This window comes from Alteromonas sp. HB246098 (genome assembly GCF_054890645.1).
The window spans coordinates 15,407-41,554 of record NZ_JBTZUG010000012.1 but is presented as its reverse complement, the minus strand read 5'-3'; the positions used below and the strand labels follow the sequence as shown (position 1 = coordinate 41,554).

Sequence of the window (26,148 nt, the reverse complement as noted above, 5' to 3'; positions counted from 1 at the left end):
GTGCTACTGAATAAGCATAGATGTGCACACGCATCGTCGTGCGCTATGCATGGTGTAGCCAGCCAGGGGAGAGATAAACTCTTTATCGTTGCTAGTGGTTGAACCAACAACGCGAGTTGGTTGTGTCATCATCAATTCCTATAAAGTTACAACCCGAATTTAGGGGTTGGATGCTTTAACCGTGGACTAGTGTATCTAATTTGAATGTTTATGCAATAAAAATGTATAAATATTTTATCTTATATTTATACTGTTTCGTCTGTAAAAAGATACTTAATAATATATTTATAGTTATGACAGTAAGTTGACAACAAGCTCAATAGAACTGAATATTTATATTTGGCACCTAATAAGTAGTCGTTGTACTTATTTATGGCAGCGTTGCTGCTTAATAAGCTAAGAATCTAGTCTGTTTTTGCAAAGGAAAACGGGCCCTAATTGTAAAGCGCAAGTAGCGCATGAAATCAGACAGTGATAAGTGATAGGTTGCTATAGGCCTAAACAGAAGACTGTTAAAATAGGTTGTTGGGATTAAACTCGGAAAATAAAATGAGCAAACTTACTTTAGCGCTGGTTGCGCACGATCATAAGAAGCCCGAATTGCTAGCATGGGTTAAACAGCATATTGACGTGCTTAAGCAGTGTAATTTGGTGGGGACAGGAACTACGGGCGGCTTAATTGCTAGCGAAACAGGGTTAGACGTCACACGCTATAAAAGTGGCCCGCTTGGTGGGGACCAGCAAATAGGCGCGTTGATCGCAGAAAACAAGCTAGACGCACTATTCTTCTTTTGGGACCCATTGAATCCAGCGCCCCATGACCCCGACGTAAAAGCGCTATTGCGGCTGTGTTCAGTGTGGAACGTACCAGTAGCCTGTACACCAGCCACAGCAGATTTAGTGATCACATCACCGCTCTTCCTATCTCCCGAATACAAGCCAGTTAAACCTAACTTCTAAGGCTTTAAGGTACACACTATTGTCGTTACATACATTTGTTCAAAGTAGAGGCTTTAATTTAAGCCTCGTTGAACGAATTGGTAAGTAGCGTCCGCGGCTTTATTGGCAATTCCTGCCTTTATATCATTAGTCTCGATGGGCGTTGAGGCCAATACACTTTCATCCAACACCTGTGAAGCACTATCAGTATTGATGTTGCTGAAGGACGATGACACAAAAGCTTGGCCCATTGACCACAGGTTATTTGAAATACTCTGCCCAGTAACGTTTTCTACGGCTAAGTCTACAGCGTTATACATAAGGCCGCCTATGCCGCCATATAAAAAGCTACCAGCCAAACTTGCCGCGGCGGCAGTGTGGCTAGAGGTGGTTGCCTCGTAAATATCAGAAACTACGGGCAGGTGGTTTGCAATATTTAAGACATCAAAGCCATCTTTAAGGTTAAGCCCGTCATCACCGAATGCGTTTGTGTATAGCGTGTCGAATAAAGTTGGGCTGGTTTCACTTTGATTAATACTAGCATTGCTAAGGTTAGAAGTTGCGCTGGTAGCTGTATTGGTGGTGTCGCTATTGGTGGATAACGCTTGAAATATATTGTTTTGCAATGCAGTTAATAGCGTACCTTGCATAGCGGCTATAGCATCATCTGAAAGTGCATTACTTATAGTTGTCAGTGGTGAGAGAGCATCTACTGCAAGACTTGTAGCCCTGATAACCTCTTTTTTATCCTCACTGATATCCGCAACGGTATCTGATGTACCCACTGGTTTATTCGTCTGACTCTGTTGTTCAAGTAATAATGAGAAAATAGACGGCAAAGACTCGCCGCTTTTTGCCGCTTCAATACCTGATGTTGTTGAAGAGTTTGTCGAATCCGTAGCTTTACTGTCATTGAAACCTGACGCTAAATCAAGCTTTGATAACAGTGCATTGAAGCCAGTTCCAACAGAGGTGGTGGTTGTGTTTTCTAAGGCCATAACATCCCCTTACCCGCAGGCATATAGTTGATTTGTAAAGGTTTTGCAAATAGAGAAAGTGAACGAGATTTCTTCTGATTTGTTCGTTTAAACTTGCTCCTGTCAGGTCATGGATGGCACTTAAATTACACACTGCATAAAAAATAATACTGAGCAATGTCATGAAAGTTCGATGCCATATACACACACTTATCGCAATCTTTACACTTGGGGGCTGCGCCCAAACAATTACTGAAGAAGAGCAGGTGGTTCAAAATAGCCCCACTAACCCCAATGTGTCGCAACGGGCAGTTAGTCAAGTAGAAGACGAACCGAAACCTGGTCATCCGCGCTATTCACCACCCAGAGCGCAGCCCACGCCCACTTTACATGTACCTACCGGGTCTTTATTTAACCCTGAGCAATCAATAGGGCTTTATGAGCGCCACGCGAACTTTAAAGTAGGGGATATGATATTGGTTAAGCTCGATGAGCAGACCCAATCAGAGAAGTCTCTTGATTTTAATACCGACAAAAATACTTCGTTCGATTTAGCGCCTGTCACATTGAAACTAGGTGGTATTCAGGTTGAAGGAGATGATGTTGAAGTAGAGCATGAGCAAGACAGCGAATTTGCTAGCTCCGCTCAAACCAAACAATCAAACTCAATGAGCGGCAGTATTACAGTGTACGTAACCGGCATAACCCCTGCTGGAAATTTACTTGTTACCGGAGAAAAGTGGATAACCATGAATAGGGGAAAAGAGTACATTCGCTTTTCCGGAGAAGTACGTAAAAAAGACGTTGATGAAAGTAATACCGTGTTGTCATCTAAAGTCGGTAACGCATTAATTGAATACAGCGGTACGGGTGATCTGCAGGACAATCAGCAGCCTTCGGTGATCGGCAAGCTGTTTTCAATTTTTGGTTAGTGACGAGAATCACATGTATAAAAGCCGATTACGTAAAACGCTTACTGGGTTAGTTTTGTTCTCTTTTCTAATTGTGACTAAGCAAGCGTGTGCTCAATGGGTGCAAGGCGAGTCTACCGTGGCTCTCGCAGGGGCTGAGTTAAGCGATATAAGAACAAGTGCTATACAAAACGCTATCGCAGATGCGGCTTTTCAAAGTGGCAGCACGATATCAGCGCAAGATATTATGGTAGATGGTTTGCTGCTTTCTAGTAAGGCAGAAATTCGCTCTCAGGGAAGAATACAACGTGTAGAGATTATAAGTGAAACACTTAAAGACGACCTACTTACGGTAGTGGTAAACGTTAATATTACGCCTTTGTTTAACTGTACTAATAATGGGTTAGCCCATCGGATACTAGTAACGGAGTTTTCTTTAACTTCACCGCAGCAAGCCGCAACCGGTATGCTCTATTCGTTTGGTAGTCATGTATCTCAACGCTTTACACAGCAGCTCAATGGGCTTTATAACGGCAATAGTGTTAGCCAGATTCCCGTTTCACTCATTAACGTAAATACCTGGCTAACCTCTAGTCTCTCTGATGTCGATTTGACGGCGATGTCCACGTACCTTCGCAATGAGTATGGTCAGCAATTCGTGGTATTTGGGTTTGTTAAAGACATTTCACTTTTCGAGCAAGTGTCACAAGCAACGTCGGTATTTGAAAGCGATAGTACGGCACTTCGCAGAAACTTTACTGTTCAGGTTTACGTACTCGATACGTTTAAAGCGAAGGTTATCTTTAACGATAGCTATCACAGTGAAGCAGACTGGCCGTTCTCCCAACACGATTCTGTAGACAGTAACAATAGCCTTCTGTGGCGAAGTGATTTTGGTCGAATGGTGCTAAACACTATACATGCTGCCATTACCGATATTCATGGGGCATTACAGTGCGAAACAACCTATGCGCAGGTTATAGATATATCGCCTGACTATATTGCAATCGACCTAGGTAAAAATAGCGGTTTGGTGGCAGGAGATAAATTTTCACTCGTAAAGCAGCGCGCGTTACCCACCCTAGGGTTATCAAGAAAATCGGGTTTATTTTCTAGTAAGACCCTTACTTTAGAAGTATTTGAAGTGGCTGACGAAGTTAGCTTGCTTAAGGCTGAGCCAGGTAGTGATAGCGTACATGTTGGTGATTTTGTGACGCCACTAACCTTATCCGTGAAACAAAAATTATCTGAGGCTCAGCCATAAAAAAGGCTGGCCGAAGCCAGCACTTTTTACGGTGGGTAAGATGGGTAAAAATGGGCTAAGCGTTAAGGCTTAAATATCTCGCGTAGCTTACGTTCTTCTTCACGCAATGCTTCTAGTTTCGCTTGTTGTTCAGATGACAAAACTTGAAACATGGCTTGATGCTGTTTGGCTTTCTCAACTTTAGCACTTACAAGGTCGTCTTTGTATTGGGCGAAAAGCGCGTCCCAAGCGTCTTGAGAGAAAGACTGGCTACGAACCAAATCCCGCTGGGCATCTTTAAAATTGCGTAGCTTCTCTCTATTCGCTTTAGATACGTCCTTGAATGACTCGCGAAGTTCTGTAAGGCTGGCTATTTGTTCGTCGGTTAATTCAATGCCTTCGAACAAAAATTCACTAGGCTTGCGTTTAGGACCTTTAACCTCACCATCTGTACGTTTTGCAAAGCGTGCTTCTTGTTTTACGAAAGCATCATGATGTTTTTGTCTATCTAATTCTCTTTTAGCGTCTCGAGCTAAGAGAGTTGCCTGTTGCTCTTCATTTAGCACGTTGTAGATATCGTGGCGCAGTTGAGCAAAAGCAAAATGCGTTGCTTCGCGCTCTTCAATCTGGGTTTGGATAAAAGCGCTGATCTGGGCTTCAGTGGCGCTCGCAAAATCTAGGTTAGGTTTTTCAATATCACCAAATTTAGGTCGAGGGTTAGCGTCTTTGAATGCGCTTACGAGTGTTTTTATTTCTTCGCGCTGAGCGTCACTTAAGCTGATGCCGCGAAGATGTTTAACAATTTCTTTTACCGGTTCGTGGTGACGCATTCCAGGCTCGGCTGGCTGCGCCAGTGCAAGGCCACCTAAGCCAATCGCTGCTACTGTTACACTAGCAATTAATAACTTTTTCATTGTCGTCTCCTTTTTTCGGGCATGCTAACTCTAGCGTGCGCACCTAAAAAAGCAGTCAATGCAGTGTAAAGCTTATGTAAAGGTAAAACCGATTTGTGATTGTAAAGGTCTGAAAAGATATAGTACGCGTTTTGTCAGTGTTGTTTGTAAGCTGAAGGCGAAGCACCCCGAAAGCGTAGGTTGAGTTTTATCTAATTTACAGGCATTTTCATGAATCTAGCAGTTAAAGAGTTTAATACCATGAGTACAGATTTTCACTTGCAGTCTATCCTTGTTATTGATGATGACTTAGAGCTGACAGAAATGCTTTCCACGTACCTATCAGCTATGGGTTATCAGGTGCAAGTGCGCAACGATGGCGAAGAGGGGCTATCCGAAGCGATCTCTGGGCGTCATTACGACCTGATATTGCTTGACGTGATGATGCCTAAAATGGATGGATTTGACGTATTGAAAAAGCTTCGAGCAAGCCACAGTACGCCGGTGCTTATGCTTACCGCTAGAGGCGATGACTACGACCGCATTTTGGGCCTTGAGATGGGGGCCGATGACTATCTACCTAAGCCCTTTAATCACAGGGAGCTCGTTGCGCGAATAAAAGCGATTGTTCGCCGTCATAATTTGTCATCTACGGGCGGAGCCGTTGAACAGGACTTATTCGTTAACGGTATATTTTTAAGCCCTAGCAGTCAGCTGGCGAAAGTGGATGATGTCGAACTAACGCTTACAACAACGGAATTTTTAATTCTGCGCCTGTTAATGCTCAACGCTGCTCAGCGAGTAACAAAAGAAGAGATAAGCTTAAAAATACTGGGTAAGCCATTACAGGCTTTTGATAGAAGTATTGATATGCACGTGAGTAACTTGCGCAAGAAAATCGGTGCAGTGGCCAGGGATGAAAAAATTAAAACCATCCGAGGTGTAGGGTATATGCTAATTGTTGGAAGTCATTGATGGTAAAACTGTTACGCAGTATAAGTCCAACGCGGGCCATCATGGGTCGATTGTTTCTTTGGTTTTGGGCTACATTCATTGTAACCGCCTTATTGGCTATATGGGGCAGCCGCCTTTTCTTTGAAGATCTTGAAATTGTGCCCATAAAGCCACGTGAAGTTGCTGCTCTTAATCAAGTGGTGGAGCGCATACAAGAGGATCGTTTCCAAGACGCACCATTACGCGGAGCGCTAGATCGTCATTCCCGTGGAGGGAGAGGGCGAATGGTGGCCATCGATATAAGTGATAACCGCGTCATTTCAGGTGGTGGTCCACCGCTTCGTAACGAAGACAGAGATGATTTACTTAGATTGGTAACACAAACGTCACCCATAGCGGTGAAGCGTGGCGCATTTAAAATATTGGGGCCGGTTTTCTTTGAGCGCAACGGTACCCGATTTGCGCTTTTCTCAGTAAGACTGGAAATGCCTGACAAGCAAACTCCTCCCATTTTACTGTTTCTTACAATTGCGTTGATCACCACCATTTTATTGAGCTGGTTGTTTGCGAAATCACTGACTAATCCCATACTGCGTATCCAAAGCTCAGCCAAACGCATAGCGAGCGGTGACTGGCAAGCGCGAGTGGGCCGGGCAGCTAAGCGTCAGGATGAGCTAGGACAGCTTTCTCGTGACTTTAATAAAATGGCTGAGCAATTAGAGTCTATGTGGGGGGCGCAAAAGCGCTTGTTAGCCGATGTATCCCACGAGCTTCGCTCTCCGCTGGCGCGTTTGCAAATGGCGCTTGGGCTTGCTCATCAGCAAAACGTAGATCCTGAAACGCTATCTCGAGTCGAGCGAGAGGCTGAGCGTATGGAAGCACTAGTGAGTCAGTTGCTTACATTAAGCCGAGCTGAAGCTGGCGAAGCGACGATGGTAAAACAAATGCTTTCGTTAGTGCTCAACGATGTCTTCACCGATGCGAATTTTGAAGCAGCAAATAAAAACAAGCAGCTAAAAATTGATGATATTCCCAAAAAGCTTGTTGTTGTTGACCATATGATGCTTTGCCGAGCGGTTGAGAATGTTCTACGCAATGCTATACGACATAGCGAGTTCTTAACACATGTTTCTTTTAGCGAAGATGCTAAGCAATGGTGCATTCATATTACCGATGACGGCGAGGGACTGACTGTAGAGGAATGCGAACGTATATTTTCACCTTTTTACCGAGCTACGCTTGCCAGAGAGCGGGAGTCAGGAGGTGTTGGTCTGGGTTTATCCATTGCAAACGCGGCGGTTGAGTTGCATCATGGGCGCATTATCGCTGAACCTGTTGAGCGCGGTGGGCTGCGAGTCACTCTGTCATTCCCGAAGTAGTAACCTATACTTTGACAGTAGTATGTAGCTTCACAATGAGCGCAAATTGACCGTTATAGGGTATTTATGAACTGGACGTTCACGTCGGAAGAGAATTTAGCCAGCACCTTTGCCACTCACATCAACCCGTTTTGGCAGAAGAGTGTCACTGAAAGCCACTTCACCGGCAAAGATGATATAAAGGTGCGCTACGCCTACTGCATTCCAGAAACGCCGCGAGCAACCATCGTTATTTGTTCTGGACGTATAGAGTCTTACTTAAAATACAAAGAATTTATTTACGACCTCTATCAAAATGGCTTTGCCGTTTTTATTCTTGATCACCGAGGGCAAGGCCTGTCAGACAGAATGACACGGGATCCCCAACACGGCTATGTCGCGCATTTCGATGACTATGTAGACGATTTCGTTGCCTTCGTCGAGTCTATCGTTAAGCCTATGCAACAAGGCCCTTTGTTGTTAGTTTGCCATTCAATGGGCGGCGCTATTGGTGCGCTTACGCTATTGCGTTTACCCAATTTGTTTTCTAAAGCTGTATTGGCTTCCCCCATGTTCGGTATTAAACCTTCATTGCCCAATTGGTTGGCAAACGGTTTAATTCGCACTGGTCTTGCGGTGAATAGAATGAAAAAAGCCGATGCAGGCTACTTTTTTGGGCAAACCCCGTATATCGCGTTTCCTTTTTCTTTGAATAAGCTTACCCATAGCAAATCCCGCTACGCGTTGTTTCGCGAGCTTTATGATGAAGAGCAAGATATTCAGCTTGGGGGCGTAACTACCGAGTGGTTGGCCGCAGCCCATCAGGCCATGAATAGAATTGAAACTAGTGCGGGGGCAATCACTACCCCGTCGCTGGTTTTAAGCGCCGACGATGACGCCATAATAGATAATAAGCGCCAACGGCGGGTGGCACACCTAATGCCAAATGCTGAGCTTGAGATTATACCAAGGGCTTATCATGAGTTATTTACCGAGTCAGACGACATTCGCGAGCGCTCTCTTTCCAGAATTTTAGACTTCTTGTCTGCAGAGTAGGTGATGAATTGCTGTGTTTCGTTATAGAATGAGTCGGTTAATAACAGTGAAGGTAGCTTGAAAAACATGCTTGATGTCGTACTTTATCAGCCAGAGATCCCGCCAAATACGGGAAATATTATCCGTCTATGCGCAAACAGTGGGTTCACACTACATCTAATCGAGCCCTTAGGTTTTGAGTGGGACGACAAGCGAGTACGACGTGCAGGTTTAGATTATCATGAATTTGCTCACGTTAAGCGCCATGCAAACTTAGAAGCCTACCTTGAAGACGCGAAGCCGAACCGCGTATTCGCTTGTACAACAAAAGGCAAAGCGTTTCATAGTGATGTATCGTATCAAAAAGGCGATGCACTTATATTTGGCCCTGAAACTCGCGGCTTACCGGACGATTATATTCAATCGTTACCTCCAGAGCAGCGCGTTCGCATTCCCATGTTGCCAGACAGTCGCAGCATGAACCTATCTAATGCCGTATCTGTCTTTGTATACGAAAGCTGGCGTCAGTTTGGCTACGAAGGTGCCCGATAGTAGAAGGTAGGCAAAAGTTGCCTGAAGATATACCTGTTAAAAACGCCCTGTAACAAGGGCTTTTTTATGCCTAATGTAAAGACAGCGTAAAGCCCTTCAAAGTCAGTTTTCATTCAGCTTCGCTCATTAGTATAGCCTTTGAATATACACAAATGAGTTAGGAGTAGCATTATGAAACGCATAACACTGAGTATCATTACCGGCGTTTGTTTACTAGTGGCCGGTCAGGCTAGCGCGCACTCAGGCCATCACTCTCATGGCAAAAGTGAAACAGTAACAGTTATCTCGCAGCCCGTCCGTTCTTTGGTTGACGTAGTCATTAGCGTGCCTGAGATTGGGGTATTCGTTAACGTGTTACCAAGCGCACATAGGGTTGAAGTTGTTAATAACCACCGCTATTACGTTGCGAACAACCACTACTATCGCAAACATGGAAACCGCTATGTGGTTGTAGAGTCACCCTATAAAAACGCGAAAAAAGCTAAACGCTATACACGCAGCCAATATAGCTACCAAGGCAACAAGAAAGTTATTGTAGTAAGGGAGGGGCGTTAATTATTGGGTCTGAATGATAAGGTCGTCAGCAGGAATTAAAGCGAAGCGTAATGAGAAATTACGCTTCGTTTTTCAAATCTCGCCCAAGCAGGGCTAAGGCCGCTTCCTTCGGTGATTTACCATTATAAAGTACAGCATATATCTGTTCGCAAATAGGCATTTCTACACCCACCTTTTTAGATAATACATGCACTTCTTCTGTATTGCGGTAACCTTCAACAACCTGACCAATTTCTTCAATAGCAACATCTACACTCTTTCCTTGGCCCAATGCCAAGCCGAAGCGTCGATTACGCGACTGATTGTCAGTACAGGTTAATACTAAATCGCCAAGGCCTGCCATGCCCATAAAGGTTTCTGGGTTGGCCCCTAACTTCACACCTAAACGAGAAAGCTCTGCCAAACCACGAGTGATAAGTGCCGTTCGCGCATTTGCACCAAACCCAAGGCCGTCGGCTAGTCCAGCGCCAATAGCGATAACGTTTTTAACCGCGCCACCTAATTGAACACCGGTAAAGTCTGAGTTTTTGTATACTCTGAACGACTTTGCACAATGAAGCTTTGCTGCAAATTCGTCACTTAAAGTATCGTCGGTAGAAGAAAGTGAAATAGCGGTGGGTAGACCAGCTACCATTTCTTTAGCAAAGGTAGGCCCGGATAAAACAGCTAAAGGGTAATCCGTTCCCAGAATTTCTTCTGCCACATCGCGAAGCAAGCGCCCAGTCTTAGGTTCAAGCCCCTTGGTCGCCCAAATGATACGTTGATGCGGCTTAAGCAATGGTTTTAAGCTTTGAAGCATAGCTGCAAAAGCATGACTAGGAACCACTACCAAGATGTCTCGGCTGGCGGCAACCACTTCTTCTAAGTTGGCATTTACAATTAGTGAATCGGGAAAAGTTGCGCCAGGAAGATAACGGCTGTTTTCTCGATTCGCTTCCATTTCAGTAATGTGCTTTTCATCGCGACCCCAAAGCAGTGTTGGGTTGCCATTTCTGGCAAGACAAAAAGCAAGGGCGGTGCCATACGACCCCGCCCCTAATACTGAAACCGACTCAGAAACCGAATTCGACTTCATGTTCACCTGCTCCATGGACCTAATTAGGCATCCATTTTAGGCGCTTCGCCTTGCGCTTGTTGTGCACGTTTTTGCACATAAGCCGCAAAGATAGCGTCAAAGTTAACAGGCGCAAGGTTAAGTGGAGGGAAGGTGCCACGGTTAACCAAGTTAGAAATAGTTTCACGCGCATATGGGAAAAGCATGTTCGGACAGAACGAGCCTAGCGTGTGCGCTTTGTTTTGATCTGGCATCTCGCCAATAGCAAAAATACCTGCCTGTTGTACTTCGCAAAGGAAAGCAGTCTCTTCACCTAGTGTTGCAGTAACAGTAACTGAAAGTACAACTTCAAAAGTGTTTTCTTCTAGTTTGTTAGTGCTAGTGTCGATGTCTAATTTGATTTCTGGCTTCCACTCTTTAGTGAAGATAGCCGGTGCGTTTGGAGATTCAAAAGAAATGTCTTTTGTATAGATACGCTGAATATTGAACTGAGCACCTTGTTGCGCCTGTGCGCCTGCTGCTTCACCTGGATTTGTCTGATTTTCGTCAGCCATGGTATTTCCTATTTAATTGTCGTTTTAATTTAATGTAGTGCGTTGCTCTATGCGCTGACGCTTACGCTAAACCCAGCATAGGGTTTAGTTTGCTTTGAGCTTCTAAAGCCATCATATCGTCACAGCCACCAACGTGCTGATCGTCAATGAAAATTTGTGGGACAGTCCAGCCGCCATTTGCGCGTTCAATCATTTCGTCGCGTAGCTCGGGCTTAACGTCTATTGGGTATTCGATAAATTCTACACCTTTTTGCGTTAACAGTGCTTTCGCACGATGGCAGTAAGGGCAGTGACCCTTGGTGTAAAGTTCTACTTTGCTCATAAAGGTTACCTGTTATTTAGAAACGGGAAGGCTGGCACTTTGCCACGCGTTCATTCCGCCTTTTAATACATTCACATTCGCGAAGCCATCTTTAAGCATCGCATTTGCTGTACCACGAGCCTGATTACCCATAGCGCATACTACGATAATGGGTTTGTCTTTGCTGTTTTCAAGTTTCTTGAAGTTTTTCTCACGCACTTCTTCAGGTTTAATTTGTCTGGCTCCTAAAATGTGGCCAGCTTTAAACTCTTTTGCAGGTCGTGTATCTAACACTATCGCATCATCTTTATTAATTAAAAGTGTTGCTTCATGTGTGCTTAATTCTTTTACCGAAGATGTCCATGTACTGATATAGCTAAATATCAACATGGCAATCAGCGCAACCCAAATACCAGCAAGAATAATATTGTTGCTAGCAAATTCTATTAGTTGATCCATTACCTCTAACCCTGTCTACAGACCATGAAAAGAGTGCAAAGTATATAGAAAAATGGGCGAGAAACCAGCTTACCTTTCAGTTAGCTAAGAGACTTTCACCATGCCTTGATCATAAATACTTTAGATGATTGATATTACGAATAAATTGCACTGGGCATATGGGAAGCCGTCAGATACACTGGATGTTGTTATTAATAGTAGTGGTGAAATACAGCTGGTCAGGCTGTTGGCTTCATTGCAAAGGTAGAGGTTTTAAGCGCACGTTATGTCAGCACGTTCTTTTCTTTCAGTTATCGGGTGCATACTAGCTCTGGCTGTTATGCCAATTGGAAGTGATGCGTTAGCGCAAGACGGCGACGCTAGTGCGCAAAGAGAAAAGTTAGCTAAACTTCAGGCCGAGTTACGTGCACGACAGCAAGTGCTTGAAAACAATAAAGCCAGTGCAGAAGAGCTAAAAGCCGTGCTAAAGGCTTCAGAGCTTGATATCGCAAAAGTTGCAAAAGCATTATCTACCACCGAACAAGCGCTTAAAAGTGTTGAGCAAGAAGAAGCTACGCTAAAAGAAGAGCAAGATGCATTGAAAGTTGCTATTCGCAAACAGCAATCTCTATTGGCAAGTCAACTTAAGAGTGTGTTCATGGCAGGTCACTATGACTACGCTAAAATGCTTTTCTATCAAGACGATGCGCGTACTTTTGAACGTGTTATTACCTACTACCAATACGTGGCGAAAGCCCGCCAAAAAGAAATCGAAAGTTTTAGAAGTAATGTCGCAAGACTTGAAGACGTTACTGCCGAACTCAGTGAAAAAGCATTATCTCTCGTCGCGCTCAAAGAGGAGCAAGAAGGTCAGCGGGCAGTGCTTATCACCCGGCAAGCCGACCGCAAAGCGACGCTAAAGAAAATAAATAAAACCATTGCTTCAGAAAATCAGCGAATTGCGTCTTTGCAGGCTGATGAGAAAGCACTTAAAGGTGCTATAGAAGCAGCTCGCATAGCCGCTGAACGCGCTGCGCGTGCCGCTGAGTTCAGCATGAATGGACTGGCTAAGCGAAAGGGTAAACTTCCCGCACCTGTGAAAGGCAGAATACGCCATTTATTTGGTAGTCGCCGCCAAGGCGAAGTATCTTGGAAAGGTATTGTGATAGACGGCGCTGAGGGCGATCCTGTAAAAAGTATTGCGCCAGGGCGAGTTTTGTATGCCGATTGGCTGCGAGGGTTTGGTCTAGTGGCTATTATCGATCATGGCGAAGGCTACATGAGTGTTTATGGTCACAATCAAGCGCTACTTAAGCAGGCAGGTGATGATGTAAGTCAAGGAGAGCGTATTGCCCTTGTCGGTCGAAGCGGTGGTCAGGAATATCCTAACCTTTACTTTGAAATTCGTCACAAAGGCAAGGCGCTAAATCCGAAAGCTTGGTTGGATTAAATCGTTAACGCCACAATAATGTTTAAGCAGTGACTTCAAATGTCGCTGTATCTGGTAAAGGGCGTTGAGGTTTGCCTTCACCTAAGCCTGCCAGTTCACCAATTTGCTTAGCATCGAAACCTGCACTACTAAGCACACTTTCTAATGCCTTTCCTGGCTCTATGCCTTCACTTTTTAATTGCTCAACAATAGACGTCGCGTTGTCACTGGTGAGTGAATTAGCGTCGTATTGTTCTAAAATCGATTGCAAAGCCTGTGTTTGCTCGTCAGTAAGTGATGTTTGCTGACCCTTTGGTGGCGGTGGTGGAGTACTTGGTCTTAGTTGTTGTGCTGCTGAAGAATCATTAATACCTGAAATCATAGTGAAACCTTAAATGCTGGGTGGTCGTTAACCATAAAGTATCGACCTATCACTGATTTTTTTAGTGCGTAGTACCAGATTTACGCAATATTTACCTCCCTTTACAAAGGTTGTTTATGATTCACCTGTAATAAGACGGTAATAAAAAACTAGTTTTGTTGAAAGTACGCTTGTTGTTGGTATGCTTAACGTTAAAGTGAATACATTCACACAGTGCGCTTAATAATAATGATGAAAAACGGATGTGATCTAGATGCTTTTGCGTCTGCTAATGCCTTGTATAATCTTTGTTTTATGCGGGCTAATTAGCCCTAAAGTAAACGCAAAGTCAGACATAATAATAATATTAGATGACCTGGGATACAGGCCGTCCGATGTCGCTGCTTTTTCTCTCCCTAAAGAAATTACGTTCTCCATTCTTCCACAAACCCCATTGGCATCTGAAATTGCGTATCGTGCTGAGCAAGAGGGCAGGGCGGTTATGCTTCATATGCCCATGCAAGCCCAAAATGGTAAAAACATGGGGCCGCTTGGGTTAACCACGGATATGTTTGCCGGGGCTATTACTTATAACTTGCGCAAAGCGATGAAAAGTGTGCCAAACGCAGTAGGTGTAAACAACCACATGGGCAGTGCCTTTACCGGTCAGCAAGAAGGAATGGAAGCGCTGTTAAAAGAGGTGAAGCGCCAAGGCCTGTTCTTTGTTGATAGCAGAACTACTGTGCTAACTAAAGGTGAAGAAATTGCTCAACGTTTGGGTGTGCCTAGCGCAAGCAGGCAGGTATTTCTGGACCATAAATTAGAGCCATCGTTCTTACTGAAGCAGTTTAACCAAATGAAACGCATCGCTGAAAAGAATGGGCACGTTGTGGTGATTGGTCACCCTCACCCTGAAACTGTCGAGTTCTTAAAAACGCATTTACCCTCACTTGAAAAAGAAGGTTTTACCCTTACTTCCGTAGCCGACTATTTTTCACACGCACCCAAAGTGGCTAAACAGTTTGGTAAAGAACGGAATCAGACTGCTCAACTCACTCGTGCAGATGTAAACAAAACCGGCTCTGAAATAAGTGAACAGGATAGGTTTGTTAGCAGAAGGTTTGTGCAGAGTACTTTGCCCAAAGAGAGTACTGCAACCAAAGAAAGTATCTTGGCTAAAGAGATGACTGAACTCTCGACTACAGCGCCTAACGAGTAACGTCTTCGCTTTTTTTCTTACTTAATTAGTCTATTTTCATCTCGATAAGATCAAAATTTAATGTGGGAACGTTTCTCATTTTTGTAAGTCTGTTATAATATAACGTCTCTGGCGAATAATTCGCGTATACATTTTCAAGCACGGTGGTAATTAGAGTAATGACTCCAATTGACGAGAATCCAACAAAACTAGACAAACTTGGCATCTGGGTGTCGAGCTTGTGTGCGCTGCATTGCCTTGCGCTACCTGTTTTGGTGCCTCTGTTACCGCTTATCGGTTCTAGCTTTTTTGCACAAGTATGGTTTGAAAGAACTATTTTAACGTTTTCACTGATTGTTGGGGCGGTAGCCTTGATTAGCGGTGCCATTCGCTACCACGGCAAATATTACCCGCTGGCACTACTGTTTACTGGTGGCGCAATTTACTGGCATAAAGATATTTTTGGGCATCATTACGAGCCATTTACTATTGCGTTAGGCGCAGGATTAATTGTAGCGGGTCACTGGGTCAATATGCGCCTGTGTCGACAGTGTAAGTGCTGCAAAAATACAGTGTTTTCAGACCACCTATCTACTGAGTTTAAGTAACCAGTAAAACAGAGTATTAAAAAACGAGCCAATGGCTCGTTTTTTTGTATCAGGTGTTATTAAAAGAACATAGGCTTACGAAAAAACGTGACCTAATCAGATAGGGTATTAAATGCTACATTTGGCAGATTAGTGAATATGCCCGTCACTCCCCACTCTTTAAGCATTAGCATATCTCTAGGTTCGTCTACCGTATAAACGAATACATCAAAGCCCTCCTGCAGCGCAGTTTGTACGAACTGCTTATTAACCGCGTCTAGCGCAATATTTACCGAGTAAGCACTAAGGGCCCTTGCGCTTGCCGTGCAGTCTAATTCATAGCTAGCGGTTAAAGCGCCAATTTTTATTTCCGGCCATAGGTCTGTGACCGCATTAAGCCAGTGATGATTAAATGAAGAGATAAGTAGCTGGCTAGTGCTTATGTTGCTTTGCTTTATTGCCTTCTTTACGTCTTCTACCCAGCTATTTACGTCATACAGATGCTTAATTTCAATGTTGCACCACTTATCACTTGGAACACATTGAAGGGTTTCTGAAAGAGAGGGTATGTGCTCTCCATCGCCAATGTCCATTTGTTTGAGGGATTGCCAAGGCGTATCTAACAAATAACCTGTCTCGCGGGCTCTACGTGTAAGGGTTCTATCGTGAAAAACAATAATGCCGCTTTCGTGTTGATAAGTATCAAATTCAATGCCGTCGGCATCTTGTTCGAAGGCCAGTTTAAAGGCTTTTAGCGTATTTTCTGGGGCGGCTTTACTAGCGCCACGGTGGGCAAAAATTAGCATCTACATTCCCTTCTTAAGTCTCAGAGCGAACGTTACTTATCGTTCGCGCTGTGTAACTTATGCGTGTTGAGCGTTTCATAGACTGACGCCGACGTTATAAGAATGCCGCCTAGCAATGCGCTTAAGCCGGGCTTTTCATTAAGTAAAATTATGGCAAGAAAAACACCGTAAAGCGGCTGCATGCAGGCAATAAGTGAAAATGTCTTTGCCCGTAAGTGACGCAGACTCGCCGCAATCAAAGCATGGGGAAGAGCGGTAAATACAGTGCCTAAAAGCAACAGCATTAGCCAAGAGCTCGTTGACGCCGAGGCTATTTCCGCACTGCCTATTGGCAGCATTAATACACTGATAACCAAAGTTTGCCATGCCATAGCTTGCGCACCGCTGTAGTGCTTAAAATGCTTACGGTGAATTAGGTTTCTAAACGAGTACAAGATGGCAGATGCAATACCGATAAGTACCCCAAGGGTAACGTCATTTTTTAACGACGTTTCAGGCACAATTAAATAAACACCAATGACTACCGTTAACGTGGATACAATGTCCTGCCACACCAGCCTAACCCGTTCGAAAAAAGGTTCAATAAGCACTGTGATGACAGGAAAGGTAAATAGCGCAATCATGCCAACGGATACGCCAGCATATTGCATTGCGGCAAAATAGGTAACCCAATGTAGCGCCATTAAAAGCCCTAGACCAAGAGCGACGCCATAATCTTTTCTGGAATTTAGCTTTATTTTATTTCCGGCCAGTTTCAAAAATGCCAGCAGGGCGATGCAAGCAAATACTGAACGCACCAGCGTAATGTCGATGGCACTAAGTGGTACAAGCCTAGAGAAAAGGGCTGTACCACCTAATAAAATGACCGTGAGGTGAAGCGAAATCAGGCTTTTTTTAACAGCATCCATAAACTAGCTGTCAGCGCCCTCAGATGGTGTTTCTTTTTTTGTTTCACCTGCATCGTCATCGAACTCATCGCTATTTTGCTCAGGCTCTGGCGAAGCAAGGTCTTGTGAAGCTATCTCTTGTGAAGATAGTTTTGAAGCCATAGGTTCACCTAGGCGAGTAACCATACCTGGGGCAATATCTTCAAAGTTGATCATGTCTTTTTCAAAACATACCACAATGGTAGAGCCCAGTTTAAAGCGGCCAAGTTCGGCACCTTTTTCAAGGAAAACAGACGCTTCTGTGTCTTTTTCATATGACCAGTGCTGAACGTTTTTACCTGCAGGTGGCGTAACCGTGCCTGCCCAAACGGTCTCAATACTAGCCACAATAGTTGCGCCTACTAGTACCATAGCCATTTTGCCTACAGGGGTATCAAACAGCGCCACAACACGTTCGTTACGTGCAAATAGCCCAGGTATATTTTGTGCCGTAAGCGGATTTACTGAAAACAATTCGCCTGGTACATACAGCATGTCAGTTAGGGTGCCCTCAACTGGCATATGAATTCTGTGATAATCGCGAGGGGCTAGGTAAATGGTAGCAAATTTACCATTTTTAAATGGTGCTGCTACTTCAGGTTTTCCGCCCAACAACGTCGTTAAGCTAAAATCGTGACCTTTGGCTTGGAAGATACTGTCGCTATGAATATCGCCAAACTGACTTACCGTACCGTCAACGGCGTGGATCAGTACGTCTTCGTTTTCATCAATCGTACGTGCTTCAGGTTTAAGAGGGCGAGTGAAGAACTTATTGAAGCTTCGGTAATGTTCTGGTTTTTCATGCAGCGCTTCAGTCATATCAACATTGTATTGTTTGATAAACAGCTTGATGAAAAAGGTGGTGACGCTACCCATTTCCGCTTGTGCAAGTTTGCCTACAAGGCGTGAAAGCAGGTGCTTGGGTGTAACGTATTGTAAATTAACTTTAAGCCAATCTAACACAAAATATCTCCGTTTCTTTTATGCAAACAATAACGCATTGCATAGATAACGTTATTGTATAGTAAGTCGTAGTATTAAGAGCAACTTTAGGGTTATGAGTGCTTACACAAAAGCATAAGCACATGGTTCACACTGCAACATTTTCTTTACTGGCTTAGCCCCGCTACTAAATGTCAGCAGGCTCAATGTCAGCAAGCTCAATGTCAGTAATAAATGATGTGCTTTTCAGACGCTTCTGCTGGTTCGGCGTTTCAGCGATGTCAAAACCCTAGGGCCGTTGTTATGCCCCAGGTGGCTGACTATGGCTAGGGCGCTGCTCTTCCATGGTGGTTAAAATTCTATGGTAGCTATCGAAGCGTTCAGCGCTAATTTTTCCTTCTTCAACAGCTTCTCTTAATATGCAGCCGGGGTCATTTAAGTGCTTGCAGTCTCTGAATTTACAGCCGCCCAAATAATCTCTGAACTCAATAAAGCCCCATGTAATTCTCTCGGTAGGAATATGCCACAGTCCAAATTCACGTACCCCTGGAGAATCAATTAAATCACCCCCAGCCGGTAAATGAAGCAGTTTAGCCGCTGTGGTTGTGTGTTGCCCCAGTCCTGAGTTATCTGAAATGTCACCCGTTAACTCATCCGCGTCTGGCAAAACTTTGTTAATAAGGCTCGATTTACCAACACCCGACTGCCCTACGAAAACGCTGATATTATCGTTAAGGTATTCATTAAGAGTGTTAATCCCTTCGCCCGTTTTACAGCTGGTAAACAGTACTTCGTAGCCTAGTTTTTCGTAGGTTTTAAGCTGATCCGTAACGTTTTCGCGCTCTTCATCGCTTAGCAACTCAACTTTGTTGAGCACAATAAGTGGCGTGATACCGATATCTTCACAGGCAACGAGATAGCGGTCGATTATGTTCAATGAAAGGGTAGGTAAAATAGCGCTTACTACAATGATACGGTCAATATTCGCGGCAATGGGCTTAATACCGTCGTAATAATCAGGGCGGGTAAGAACAGAATGCCTGTCTTTTACAATTTCGATGACTCCGCTTACACCCGACTCGGCGTCATCCCCTTTACTGAAAAACACCTTGTCTCCGCACACTACAGAGTCAACGGTACGGCGAATGTGGCAACGGGATACGTCGCCATTGGCATCTTCAACGTCGGCGTGTTTTCCAAAGCGGCCAATCACAGTACCGCTTGCTAACGTACTTTCATCAAGGTTCGCTGCGCCTTTAGAGGCGTGCTTTTCACGCAAGCGCTTGCTTCTGTTTGCTGCAACTTGTCGTTTCTGTCGTTGTGTAAGTTTTGGTTTTTTCGCCACGATTCTTTTCTAGTTTCACGTATACTATGTCAATAATACCGTTTGTAGGGCATGGTTGCCATGTCTGTAGCGCAAAGAGGAAAGTAATGAGTAAACACGACAGTAACCTTGTTTGGATAGACATGGAAATGACAGGGTTAGATCCTGAAACCTGTGTAGTAATGGAAATTGCCACAATAGTTACCGATGCACAGCTTAATATTTTGGCTGAAGGCCCTGTAATTGCGGTACATCAAAGCGATGATGTATTAAACAATATGGACGAGTGGTGCACACGCGTTCACGGAGAAAGCGGATTAACTGCGCGCTGCCGAGAAAGTAAAGTGAGCGTAGAAGAGGCGTCTGCACAAACCATAGCCTTTTTAGAGCAGTGGGTAGATTCAGGTAAATCGCCGCTGTGTGGAAACACCATTGGGCAAGACAGACGCTTCATGGTGAAGTACATGCCCGAGCTTGAAGCCTACTTCCACTATAGAAATGTTGATGTAAGTACAATAAAAGAGCTAACACGCCGCTGGAAGCCTGAAATATTAGATGGTTTTGAAAAGAAAGGCGTACACTTAGCCTTGGATGATATTCGCGAGTCTATTGAAGAAATGCGCTATTATCGAGAGAAAGTGTTTACGATTTAAGCATTCGAGCATCGAGGTGCAAAAAAAGTAGAATTAAAGGTTGCGTTACCCCAAAATTTTTGTAAAATGCGCACCACTTCAAACGAAGTACCTCTTTTGTTGCGGGAATAGCTCAGTTGGTAGAGCACGACCTTGCCAAGGTCGGGGTCGCGAGTTCGAATCTCGTTTCCCGCTCCAAATTTTAATCTAGGTCTCTAGATTGCCTATAAGATGCACAGCATCGACTCTATGCGGGAATAGCTCAGTTGGTAGAGCACGACCTTGCCAAGGTCGGGGTCGCGAGTTCGAATCTCGTTTCCCGCTCCAAATTTTCAAACATCACGAAAATCTAAACATTAGCAGATGCATTGATGCGACCCCTTAAAGGGCCCGCGACCGAGTGTCGGCCAGTTGGCAAATCTCGTTTCCCGCTCCAAATTTTTACACTCCTATTTTTGTAACAGCCTTTGATTAGTGTATCAATGCGACCCCTTGAAGGGCCCGCGACCGAGTGTCGGCCATTGCTTCGTAACGAGCTCAAACCTGTTTCCCGCTCTAAATTTTTTCTTCAGTATTCATATCCCATAATCGCAGTTACTTCGTAAGTGAAAGCTATCTGAACTTTCTTCTTTGTTAATGCTCAACTACTAGGTGCTTTTATGGATGGATGCATTAATGGTAGAGCCAAGGATTGATAGATATGAGCTTGAGAGGAACTGTTTTACTCAAATAAGCCTGCCAAACGCTTCTGCACTCGGTGCGTTTATACTTTCTCTAGGTATCAATGGGGCATTGTTACTCGCGTTGGCATTCACCACAGAAAACCAGTCTGTAAGTAAGCAACACTTTCCACCCGTATTATTAAAAGCAGTATTAGTAACGCCAACGACTGCCCCTCAAAAGACCGAGATTGATTCAGAACCAGTGAATGAGAAAGGTAGTGACCTAGAACATAGCGCTGCCATTGAAAAAACTAAAAAGGGTGAGCAAGTATCGAGCGCTAGCAAAGTGGTTGGCAAACCTAAAGAACCACAGAAACTTTTGGTAAAAGAACCTTCACCACAATTTAAAGCAAGAACAGAAGAAACCAAGGTTAAAATTCGGGATGCCACACAAGATTATATCAATCGTTTGAACGCACAACGATTGCATGACATCGCTAATCAATCACCTTCAAACAAAACCCATTCGAATGTGAAAAGAAACCCTAAGCTTTCTAACTCCTCCAATACTGAAAACGAAGACTTTCTAAAAAGCATCGAAATAGTCGTTGATTGCAGTTCAATAAAAGGGAAGTTATTTAGCGCCCTCAGTAAAAATAAGGGAGTAACGGTTGAGGATCGCGACTTTCCTTCTTCACCCGGCTCTACAACCGTCCAGGGAACTGTAAAGTGTAGGGATAACAGTCGCTTCAATGATTATATTAATCGTCGACTAAATAACGAATGATTTTTTAAGTTTCTCGTTTACATCACATTATTCTCTGGTTCTGGATATTAATTCCAACGCCTTTGCATCAAAATGGTGCGCTTGTGGTTAGGTTGTAGATTAAATTCTATAACTAGTTGAAGTGTAAGTTAAAAAGCCATTGTTCTGTGAGTTCTTATACAGTGCGCTTGCCTCTTCTTGAGTCATTTTTTGAGATTAATTGCACTTTAAATGAATAAATACCCTGTTTTTATCTGGCTTTTACCGGTTTTTATATTAGAATGCGCGCAAATTCCGGCACGTATTCTGCTGAGCTATAGGCTCTAGACCCTTTTCAGCGAATAGTAACGATAGATAAGAGTAAGGCGACCAAGAACGAGCCGGTACGCATAATTACCCAATTCACGCTAGAAACACTCAATCAGAAGGACTCTGTTATTCCAACGGAATGGGCTAGTGACTTTTTAGTAATGTCCATTTAAAGAGAGAGAACATGCAGAGTAAAAGTGCTCCTTTTCATATTTCCGCTGTAGCAGGCGCAGTACTAGCCGCTTGCTCAAGCCAAGGCGCATACGCCCAAACGGTTGCAGTAGACGAAAAACAAATTGAAAAAGTAGAAGTAACCGCAACGCGCAGAAGTGGCACCCTTCAGGAAGTGCCTATTAATATTTCTGCACTAACATCTGACGTGTTAGACCAACAGAATATTGAAGATCTTGACGGCGTAGCCCGATGGGTACCTGGACTTACTGTGACAGATCAGGGCGGGCGAAACGACTCTCCAATTATCGTACGTGGTCTAAATACTAATTCATCAGGTCCTGGTTCAAATGGGGGCACCGTAGCCACTTATTTTGGTGACATTCCTCTTTTCCTAAACATGCGTCTTGTCGACGTGGATCGGGTTGAAGTTCTTATTGGGCCGCAAGGTACGCTTTATGGGGCCGGAACTTTAGGTGGCGCTATTCGCTACCTTCCGAAGAAAGTTGACCTAGAGTTTATGTCTGGTGAAGTAACGGGTGATGTGTTCAGCATCAGCGAAAGCGATTCTCTAGGCGGAGAAAGCAGCATTGTCTTTAACGCACCTATTATTGATGGTGAATTAGCGGTACGTGCGTCATTAAACTATTTCAATAACCCTGGCTTCCTTGACTACAACTATGTAGTAAAAGAAGGCGGTGTATCGCTGCCTGACCCAGACTGGTCTAACGAAGAAGAAGTAAATAGCAACTTAAAGCAGGTTGAAGATGCCAATGGCGAAGACACGCTAACCGGTCGTATTGCAGTGCGTTGGGCGCCAAACGAATGGTTTGACAGCACTTTGACTTACTTCTATCAAAAGCAAGACGTTGAAGGCCGTTCTATTACCCACTACGACTCACTTTCCTCTGAAAATCCTTTGAGCGAAGTTATTGGTGAGTATGAGTCAGCGTATCGCTATGAAGAGCCTCGCGAAAAAGAAGACGAACTTTTGAGCTTAGAAATGAGTGCCGATTTGGGCTTTGCTGAATTAGTGTCTGCAACAGGCTTGTCTAACTTTAATGCAAACGGCCAGCGTGACCAAACAGACTTGTTAATTCGCTTAGACTATAGCTATGAAGAATTTCCAGCATTCTCTGCTTACACCGAAGAAGAATCTGAACGCGAAGTCTTTACACAAGAGCTTCGCCTAGTTTCGCAAACGGACGGCCCTCTTTCTTGGATTGTTGGTGGTTTTTATTACGATTTAGACAGTGAAGGCAGCAGTAAAGAATTTACGCCTAACTTTGATGTGTATGCTATCGAAGTGTGGGGCGTAGAGGGTAACTACCGCCCTGACTCGCTTGAATACTTTTCAGTAGACGAAAGTGAGGTTACTGAAAAGGCCCTATTCGGTGAACTTACTTACGAGTTAACAAGAGACTGGGACGTAACATTAGGTCTGCGCGCATACCAATATGATGTCTATTCGCGTTCGGCAGTAGATTTACCGCTTTATAATTCTGTATTTGAAAGCCGAGCGTCTGATTCTATTGTGCTAGATTTTGGTGAGACAGAGGCTGACGATAGTGGCACGTTATTTAAGTTCAACACGAGCTATCAATTTACCGCTAATACTATGGGTTATTTGACCATCAGTGAAGGCTTTAGAATTGGTGGCGCGAATAGCGTTGGTGCTTGCCCTGATAATGTTGACGATCTTAATAACCAAATAGTTTGTGCTACGCCTGACGAGCAACTTTATGAGGCAGACACCACTACTAACTACGAGCTAGGCGTTAAAACCAGTTTCTTTAGAAATAAGCTTCAATTAAATACAGCACTATTCTACGTAGATTGGCAGGACCCACAGGTATCTGGGGCTACAATCAATGGTCAGCAGCCTATTATTGTTAACGCAGAGGGTGCAGAGTCGAAAGGAGCTGAGTTCTCGGTGCGTGGTATTATCGGCGACAATATCACGACTTATGCAACATATGCCTACACAAAAGCTGAGTTAACAGCCGACGCACCTTTCTTATTCGGCGTGTTCGATGACCAAGGTACAGAGCTTCAAGATTTCTACGATGGTAAAGAGGGTGATCGTTTACCAGGAACGGCAGAGCATCAGTTTTCATTCGGTATTACTTACAGCCAAGAAGTATTTGACGATAAAATGCTAAACGTAAACTACGGTATCACTGCGCAAAGCGATGTGTATACCACTGTTGGTCTTCGCCAAGATGGTGAAGCGCTACCTGGCTATGCTGTAAGTAATCTAAACGCCACTATTTCAGATGAAGACTGGTCGGTAACGCTTTATATCGACAACTTATTTGATAAGTATGCATTTACTTCTACTCGTCGTAACGTAGGTGATATAGGTTTAGGTCAATTTAACGACACCCTAGAACCTAATGGTACTGAAATACAGCGAAACTATGGTCATTATGTGTTAACGCCGCGTACCGTAGGATTGATGTTTAAGTATCAATTTGGCATGTAGTATAGTTACTGCTGTACGATACAATATAGGGGCGCTTACGCTTAACGTGTAAGCGCCTTTTTTGTTTAATAACGGTTTTAAAAAAAAGATAAAAATGAATACAAGCCAAACTCGCTTAGACAATGCCGTTAGGTTCTTAACACAACGCGATTTTAAGCAAGCACACCGCTGTTGCGTTGAAGTGATTCAACAATACGGGCCGCATGCCCATGCCTATTTTTTACTTGGCATTATTCATATTGAAATTGGCCAAATAGAAAAGGCAATTGCCTTGTTGACTAAGTCTAACGAGATAGAAAAACGTCCAATTACTTTTGCCTATCTAGCGAAATGTTTTGCACTAAAAGGCGATATGCAGCAAGCGCTTGAGTTTGTATCGTGTGCGCCAGTAGATAGCCTAACTCGTGCCCTCGACTTAGATACGGTTGGCGTATCGTTATCTCGAGTCGGCCTACATGAAAAGGCTATCGCTTATTTTGAAAAAGCACTTACGCTAGCGCCAGCGAATCCGCAATACCACTACAACTATGCTGTCAGCTGCAAGTTTGCGGGGAAATTTGAACTAGCAAGAAAACACTTTGAAAAAGCCATAGATAGCGAACCTCATTTTTTTCAGGCTCATTTTGCGCTGTCTGATCTTGGCGGTGTTTCAGCTGAAAATAATCATCTAGCACGACTTGAACCCCTAGTTGAAAGGGTAGAGAAAAATTTTGATGCGCGTCTTCATATAGGGCATGCGCTTGCCAAGGAGTATGAAGCTACAGGTGATTACAGGCGTGCTTTCGACGCGCTAAACCACGCGAAAGCACCCCAAAAGGCTCGTAGCGAAAGTACACTGAAAGATTATCAGGCAATATTCAGTACTCTTCATAGTAATCTGCAGGCACAGGTAAACTCCGTTTCCTTTTCTAGCAGTGGTTCACAAAGCGACGCTCCAATTTTTGTTGTAGGCATGCCGCGCAGCGGCACAACGTTAGTTGAGCGGATATTAAGTCATCATTCGTTAGTTGCCTCTGGAGGAGAGCTACAAGATTTTGGCGTTGCTGTTAAAGAGGTAACTCAAACTAGCAGTCAACTAGTGCTCGATAAGCATACTATCGAAAGGGCATATGAATGCGATCTTGCTAAAGTTGGAGAGCGCTATCTTCAGCGTACGGCTTTCTTGCGACAAAATTCAAAACACCTAGTCGACAAACTGCCGTTTAACTTCTTTTATATCGACCTAATACGGCAGGCTCTACCTAACGCGAAAATAGTGTGCTTATTGCGAGATCCTATGGATACTTGCGTGGGTAATTTTAGACAATTGTTTTCTATCCATAGCCCTTATTACGCCTATGCTTACGACCTTGATGTCATAGGAAAGCTGTATCAAAGTTTCGAAAAATGGGTGAGAAAATTTGCTGAAACTTACCCAGATGCTATTCGCCTGCAGTCATATGAGCAACTTGCTCAGCACCCAGAAACTGAAGTTAAAGAGCTATTGGCGTATTGCAATCTACCTTGGGAAGAACAATGTTTGCGTGTTGAAAATAACAAGCTTCCGGTATCAACAGCCAGCAAAGTGCAGGTAAGAGAGCCAATAAATACTCGTTCAATTGGACGCTGGAAGCGCTATGCCTTATACACCGAAGCATTACAGAAGTCTTTAGGTATTAATGATTAGAAAAATACAGATTCATTTGCAACGTATAAAAGTAACGATTATGTTAACGTTATACCTACTGGTCTAACCAGGTGAGCGTGAAGTCGGTGCGTTATCATCGTGCTTCTGAATTAGTACTTT

The 26,148-nt window shown here is 43.9% G+C and carries 27 protein-coding genes and 2 tRNA genes; 17 read left to right on the top strand and 12 right to left on the bottom strand.

What is annotated here, in order from left to right; genetic code table 11:
• Positions 1–3: 3 nt before the first annotated feature.
• On the bottom strand, positions 4–129 hold the full coding sequence (locus ACYTPF_RS18745; protein WP_259462663.1) for a hypothetical protein: 126 nt from the start codon (positions 127–129) through the stop codon (positions 4–6).
• A gap of 420 nt (positions 130–549) precedes the next feature.
• On the opposite strand from ACYTPF_RS18745, the gene ACYTPF_RS18740 reads away from it, so the two are divergent.
• Positions 550–960: a methylglyoxal synthase gene (locus ACYTPF_RS18740; RefSeq protein ID WP_461853264.1), complete on the top strand. Its 411-nt coding sequence runs from the start codon at positions 550–552 to the stop codon at positions 958–960.
• Between the two features lie 53 nt (positions 961–1,013).
• Here the strand turns inward: ACYTPF_RS18740 and ACYTPF_RS18735 are convergent, their stop codons facing one another.
• Positions 1,014–1,937 carry a hypothetical protein gene (locus tag ACYTPF_RS18735; protein ID WP_461853263.1) on the bottom strand — a complete coding sequence of 308 codons (924 nt, stop codon included), beginning with the start codon at positions 1,935–1,937 and terminating at the stop codon, positions 1,014–1,016.
• A gap of 161 nt (positions 1,938–2,098) precedes the next feature.
• On the opposite strand from ACYTPF_RS18735, the gene ACYTPF_RS18730 reads away from it, so the two are divergent.
• Both ACYTPF_RS18730 and ACYTPF_RS18725 read left to right on the top strand, forming a co-directional pair.
• Positions 2,099–2,848, top strand: a complete 750-nt coding sequence (locus ACYTPF_RS18730; RefSeq protein WP_461853262.1) for a flagellar basal body L-ring protein FlgH — start codon at positions 2,099–2,101, stop codon at positions 2,846–2,848.
• Positions 2,849–2,861: 13 nt separating this feature from the next.
• A complete protein-coding gene (locus tag ACYTPF_RS18725; protein ID WP_461853261.1) occupies positions 2,862–4,091 on the top strand; it encodes a flagellar assembly protein T N-terminal domain-containing protein in 1,230 nt (409 codons plus the stop codon).
• A gap of 62 nt (positions 4,092–4,153) precedes the next feature.
• Here ACYTPF_RS18725 and ACYTPF_RS18720 read toward each other — a convergent pair whose 3' ends face one another.
• Complete coding sequence (locus ACYTPF_RS18720; RefSeq protein WP_461853260.1) at positions 4,154–4,984, bottom strand: Spy/CpxP family protein refolding chaperone; 831 nt, start codon at positions 4,982–4,984, stop codon at positions 4,154–4,156.
• A 210-nt stretch (positions 4,985–5,194) separates the two neighbouring features.
• Between ACYTPF_RS18720 and ACYTPF_RS18715 the strand changes: the two genes are divergently transcribed.
• From ACYTPF_RS18715 to ACYTPF_RS18695, 5 genes are all read left to right on the top strand, one after another.
• Positions 5,195–5,938 carry a response regulator gene (locus tag ACYTPF_RS18715; RefSeq protein ID WP_461853259.1) on the top strand — a complete coding sequence of 248 codons (744 nt, stop codon included), beginning with the start codon at positions 5,195–5,197 and terminating at the stop codon, positions 5,936–5,938.
• Positions 5,938–7,296: an ATP-binding protein gene (locus ACYTPF_RS18710; protein ID WP_461853258.1), complete on the top strand. Its 1,359-nt coding sequence runs from the start codon at positions 5,938–5,940 to the stop codon at positions 7,294–7,296. The genes ACYTPF_RS18715 and ACYTPF_RS18710 overlap by 1 nt, the downstream gene beginning before the upstream one ends.
• A gap of 66 nt (positions 7,297–7,362) precedes the next feature.
• A complete protein-coding gene (locus tag ACYTPF_RS18705; RefSeq protein ID WP_179982188.1) occupies positions 7,363–8,331 on the top strand; it encodes an alpha/beta fold hydrolase in 969 nt (322 codons plus the stop codon).
• Positions 8,332–8,397: 66 nt separating this feature from the next.
• On the top strand, positions 8,398–8,862 hold the full coding sequence (gene trmL, locus ACYTPF_RS18700; protein ID WP_039219267.1) for a tRNA (uridine(34)/cytosine(34)/5-carboxymethylaminomethyluridine(34)-2'-O)-methyltransferase TrmL: 465 nt from the start codon (positions 8,398–8,400) through the stop codon (positions 8,860–8,862).
• Positions 8,863–9,033: 171 nt separating this feature from the next.
• Complete coding sequence (locus ACYTPF_RS18695) at positions 9,034–9,417, top strand: NAD(FAD)-dependent dehydrogenase (RefSeq protein WP_461853257.1); 384 nt, start codon at positions 9,034–9,036, stop codon at positions 9,415–9,417.
• A 58-nt stretch (positions 9,418–9,475) separates the two neighbouring features.
• On the opposite strand, the gene gpsA is transcribed toward ACYTPF_RS18695, so the two are convergent.
• The 4 genes from gpsA to ACYTPF_RS18675 all read right to left on the bottom strand — a co-directional run bounded on the left by gpsA (position 9,476) and on the right by ACYTPF_RS18675 (position 11,785).
• Positions 9,476–10,507 carry an NAD(P)H-dependent glycerol-3-phosphate dehydrogenase gene (gpsA, locus tag ACYTPF_RS18690; protein ID WP_461853256.1) on the bottom strand — a complete coding sequence of 344 codons (1,032 nt, stop codon included), beginning with the start codon at positions 10,505–10,507 and terminating at the stop codon, positions 9,476–9,478.
• An 8-nt stretch (positions 10,508–10,515) separates the two neighbouring features.
• Positions 10,516–11,025: a protein-export chaperone SecB gene (gene secB / locus ACYTPF_RS18685; RefSeq protein WP_269918203.1), complete on the bottom strand. Its 510-nt coding sequence runs from the start codon at positions 11,023–11,025 to the stop codon at positions 10,516–10,518.
• A 61-nt stretch (positions 11,026–11,086) separates the two neighbouring features.
• Entirely contained in the window at positions 11,087–11,347 is a 261-nt protein-coding gene (grxC, locus tag ACYTPF_RS18680; RefSeq protein WP_014948069.1) for a glutaredoxin 3, read from the bottom strand.
• 12 nt (positions 11,348–11,359) lie between these two features.
• Complete coding sequence (locus ACYTPF_RS18675) at positions 11,360–11,785, bottom strand: rhodanese-like domain-containing protein (protein ID WP_179982192.1); 426 nt, start codon at positions 11,783–11,785, stop codon at positions 11,360–11,362.
• Between the two features lie 265 nt (positions 11,786–12,050).
• Here ACYTPF_RS18675 and ACYTPF_RS18670 point away from each other — a divergent pair, with 265 nt between their 5' ends.
• A complete protein-coding gene (locus ACYTPF_RS18670) occupies positions 12,051–13,214 on the top strand; it encodes a murein hydrolase activator EnvC family protein (RefSeq protein ID WP_461853255.1) in 1,164 nt (387 codons plus the stop codon).
• Positions 13,215–13,236: 22 nt separating this feature from the next.
• Here ACYTPF_RS18670 and ACYTPF_RS18665 read toward each other — a convergent pair whose 3' ends face one another.
• Positions 13,237–13,575 carry a hypothetical protein gene (locus ACYTPF_RS18665; RefSeq protein WP_461853254.1) on the bottom strand — a complete coding sequence of 113 codons (339 nt, stop codon included), beginning with the start codon at positions 13,573–13,575 and terminating at the stop codon, positions 13,237–13,239.
• Between the two features lie 253 nt (positions 13,576–13,828).
• Here ACYTPF_RS18665 and ACYTPF_RS18660 point away from each other — a divergent pair, with 253 nt between their 5' ends.
• Together ACYTPF_RS18660 and ACYTPF_RS18655 are read left to right on the top strand one after the other, a co-directional pair.
• Complete coding sequence (locus ACYTPF_RS18660) at positions 13,829–14,773, top strand: divergent polysaccharide deacetylase family protein (RefSeq protein WP_461853253.1); 945 nt, start codon at positions 13,829–13,831, stop codon at positions 14,771–14,773.
• Between the two features lie 158 nt (positions 14,774–14,931).
• Positions 14,932–15,360 carry a MerC domain-containing protein gene (locus ACYTPF_RS18655; protein WP_461853252.1) on the top strand — a complete coding sequence of 143 codons (429 nt, stop codon included), beginning with the start codon at positions 14,932–14,934 and terminating at the stop codon, positions 15,358–15,360.
• Positions 15,361–15,452: 92 nt separating this feature from the next.
• Here the strand turns inward: ACYTPF_RS18655 and ACYTPF_RS18650 are convergent, their stop codons facing one another.
• The 4 genes from ACYTPF_RS18650 to rsgA form a co-directional block, all read right to left on the bottom strand.
• Positions 15,453–16,145, bottom strand: coding sequence for a glycerophosphodiester phosphodiesterase (locus tag ACYTPF_RS18650; protein ID WP_461853251.1), 693 nt, complete (start codon positions 16,143–16,145; stop codon positions 15,453–15,455).
• Positions 16,146–16,177: 32 nt separating this feature from the next.
• Positions 16,178–17,053, bottom strand: coding sequence for a DMT family transporter (locus ACYTPF_RS18645; protein WP_461853250.1), 876 nt, complete (start codon positions 17,051–17,053; stop codon positions 16,178–16,180).
• Positions 17,054–17,056: 3 nt separating this feature from the next.
• Positions 17,057–18,034 carry an archaetidylserine decarboxylase gene (gene asd / locus ACYTPF_RS18640; RefSeq protein ID WP_461853249.1) on the bottom strand — a complete coding sequence of 326 codons (978 nt, stop codon included), beginning with the start codon at positions 18,032–18,034 and terminating at the stop codon, positions 17,057–17,059.
• A gap of 280 nt (positions 18,035–18,314) precedes the next feature.
• Positions 18,315–19,358, bottom strand: a complete 1,044-nt coding sequence (gene rsgA / locus ACYTPF_RS18635) for a small ribosomal subunit biogenesis GTPase RsgA (RefSeq protein WP_461853248.1) — start codon at positions 19,356–19,358, stop codon at positions 18,315–18,317.
• Positions 19,359–19,444: 86 nt separating this feature from the next.
• On the opposite strand from rsgA, the gene orn reads away from it, so the two are divergent.
• The 6 genes from orn to ACYTPF_RS18605 all read left to right on the top strand — a co-directional run bounded on the left by orn (position 19,445) and on the right by ACYTPF_RS18605 (position 26,028).
• Positions 19,445–19,990 carry an oligoribonuclease gene (orn, locus tag ACYTPF_RS18630; protein WP_461853247.1) on the top strand — a complete coding sequence of 182 codons (546 nt, stop codon included), beginning with the start codon at positions 19,445–19,447 and terminating at the stop codon, positions 19,988–19,990.
• A 101-nt stretch (positions 19,991–20,091) separates the two neighbouring features.
• Positions 20,092–20,167: transfer RNA gene (locus tag ACYTPF_RS18625), tRNA-Gly, on the top strand.
• A gap of 53 nt (positions 20,168–20,220) precedes the next feature.
• Positions 20,221–20,296, top strand: a tRNA-Gly gene (locus ACYTPF_RS18620).
• A gap of 336 nt (positions 20,297–20,632) precedes the next feature.
• Positions 20,633–21,418 (top strand): hypothetical protein, encoded by a 786-nt coding sequence (locus ACYTPF_RS18615; RefSeq protein ID WP_461853246.1) that lies wholly within the window; start codon positions 20,633–20,635, stop codon positions 21,416–21,418.
• A 472-nt stretch (positions 21,419–21,890) separates the two neighbouring features.
• Positions 21,891–24,362, top strand: coding sequence for a TonB-dependent receptor (locus tag ACYTPF_RS18610; RefSeq protein WP_461853245.1), 2,472 nt, complete (start codon positions 21,891–21,893; stop codon positions 24,360–24,362).
• Positions 24,363–24,456: 94 nt separating this feature from the next.
• Positions 24,457–26,028 (top strand): tetratricopeptide repeat-containing sulfotransferase family protein, encoded by a 1,572-nt coding sequence (locus ACYTPF_RS18605; RefSeq protein ID WP_461853244.1) that lies wholly within the window; start codon positions 24,457–24,459, stop codon positions 26,026–26,028.
• Positions 26,029–26,148 lie beyond the last annotated feature (120 nt).

Excerpts from the sequence above, each read along its gene's own strand:
- grxC (WP_014948069.1), bottom strand. The coding sequence starts at position 11,347 with ATGAGCAAAGTAGAACTTTACACCAAGGGTCACTGCCCTTACTGCCAT.
- ACYTPF_RS18665 (WP_461853254.1), bottom strand. The coding sequence starts at position 13,575 with ATGATTTCAGGTATTAATGATTCTTCAGCAGCACAACAACTAAGACCA.
- ACYTPF_RS18660 (WP_461853253.1), top strand. The coding sequence starts at position 13,829 with ATGCTTTTGCGTCTGCTAATGCCTTGTATAATCTTTGTTTTATGCGGG.
- ACYTPF_RS18605 (WP_461853244.1), top strand. The coding sequence starts at position 24,457 with ATGAATACAAGCCAAACTCGCTTAGACAATGCCGTTAGGTTCTTAACA.
- ACYTPF_RS18705 (WP_179982188.1), top strand. The coding sequence starts at position 7,363 with ATGAACTGGACGTTCACGTCGGAAGAGAATTTAGCCAGCACCTTTGCC.
- ACYTPF_RS18655 (WP_461853252.1), top strand. The coding sequence starts at position 14,932 with ATGACTCCAATTGACGAGAATCCAACAAAACTAGACAAACTTGGCATC.
- ACYTPF_RS18745 (WP_259462663.1), bottom strand. The coding sequence starts at position 129 with ATGACACAACCAACTCGCGTTGTTGGTTCAACCACTAGCAACGATAAA.
- ACYTPF_RS18710 (WP_461853258.1), top strand. The coding sequence starts at position 5,938 with ATGGTAAAACTGTTACGCAGTATAAGTCCAACGCGGGCCATCATGGGT.
- ACYTPF_RS18615 (WP_461853246.1), top strand. The coding sequence starts at position 20,633 with ATGGATGCATTAATGGTAGAGCCAAGGATTGATAGATATGAGCTTGAG.
- orn (WP_461853247.1), top strand. The coding sequence starts at position 19,445 with ATGAGTAAACACGACAGTAACCTTGTTTGGATAGACATGGAAATGACA.
- gpsA (WP_461853256.1), bottom strand. The coding sequence starts at position 10,507 with ATGGAGCAGGTGAACATGAAGTCGAATTCGGTTTCTGAGTCGGTTTCA.
- ACYTPF_RS18715 (WP_461853259.1), top strand. The coding sequence starts at position 5,195 with ATGAATCTAGCAGTTAAAGAGTTTAATACCATGAGTACAGATTTTCAC.
- ACYTPF_RS18735 (WP_461853263.1), bottom strand. The coding sequence starts at position 1,937 with ATGGCCTTAGAAAACACAACCACCACCTCTGTTGGAACTGGCTTCAAT.
- ACYTPF_RS18730 (WP_461853262.1), top strand. The coding sequence starts at position 2,099 with ATGAAAGTTCGATGCCATATACACACACTTATCGCAATCTTTACACTT.
- ACYTPF_RS18725 (WP_461853261.1), top strand. The coding sequence starts at position 2,862 with ATGTATAAAAGCCGATTACGTAAAACGCTTACTGGGTTAGTTTTGTTC.
- ACYTPF_RS18695 (WP_461853257.1), top strand. The coding sequence starts at position 9,034 with ATGAAACGCATAACACTGAGTATCATTACCGGCGTTTGTTTACTAGTG.
- trmL (WP_039219267.1), top strand. The coding sequence starts at position 8,398 with ATGCTTGATGTCGTACTTTATCAGCCAGAGATCCCGCCAAATACGGGA.
- ACYTPF_RS18740 (WP_461853264.1), top strand. The coding sequence starts at position 550 with ATGAGCAAACTTACTTTAGCGCTGGTTGCGCACGATCATAAGAAGCCC.
- ACYTPF_RS18720 (WP_461853260.1), bottom strand. The coding sequence starts at position 4,984 with ATGAAAAAGTTATTAATTGCTAGTGTAACAGTAGCAGCGATTGGCTTA.
- ACYTPF_RS18675 (WP_179982192.1), bottom strand. The coding sequence starts at position 11,785 with ATGGATCAACTAATAGAATTTGCTAGCAACAATATTATTCTTGCTGGT.
- ACYTPF_RS18670 (WP_461853255.1), top strand. The coding sequence starts at position 12,051 with ATGTCAGCACGTTCTTTTCTTTCAGTTATCGGGTGCATACTAGCTCTG.
- ACYTPF_RS18650 (WP_461853251.1), bottom strand. The coding sequence starts at position 16,145 with ATGCTAATTTTTGCCCACCGTGGCGCTAGTAAAGCCGCCCCAGAAAAT.
- secB (WP_269918203.1), bottom strand. The coding sequence starts at position 11,025 with ATGGCTGACGAAAATCAGACAAATCCAGGTGAAGCAGCAGGCGCACAG.
- ACYTPF_RS18610 (WP_461853245.1), top strand. The coding sequence starts at position 21,891 with ATGCAGAGTAAAAGTGCTCCTTTTCATATTTCCGCTGTAGCAGGCGCA.
- ACYTPF_RS18645 (WP_461853250.1), bottom strand. The coding sequence starts at position 17,053 with ATGGATGCTGTTAAAAAAAGCCTGATTTCGCTTCACCTCACGGTCATT.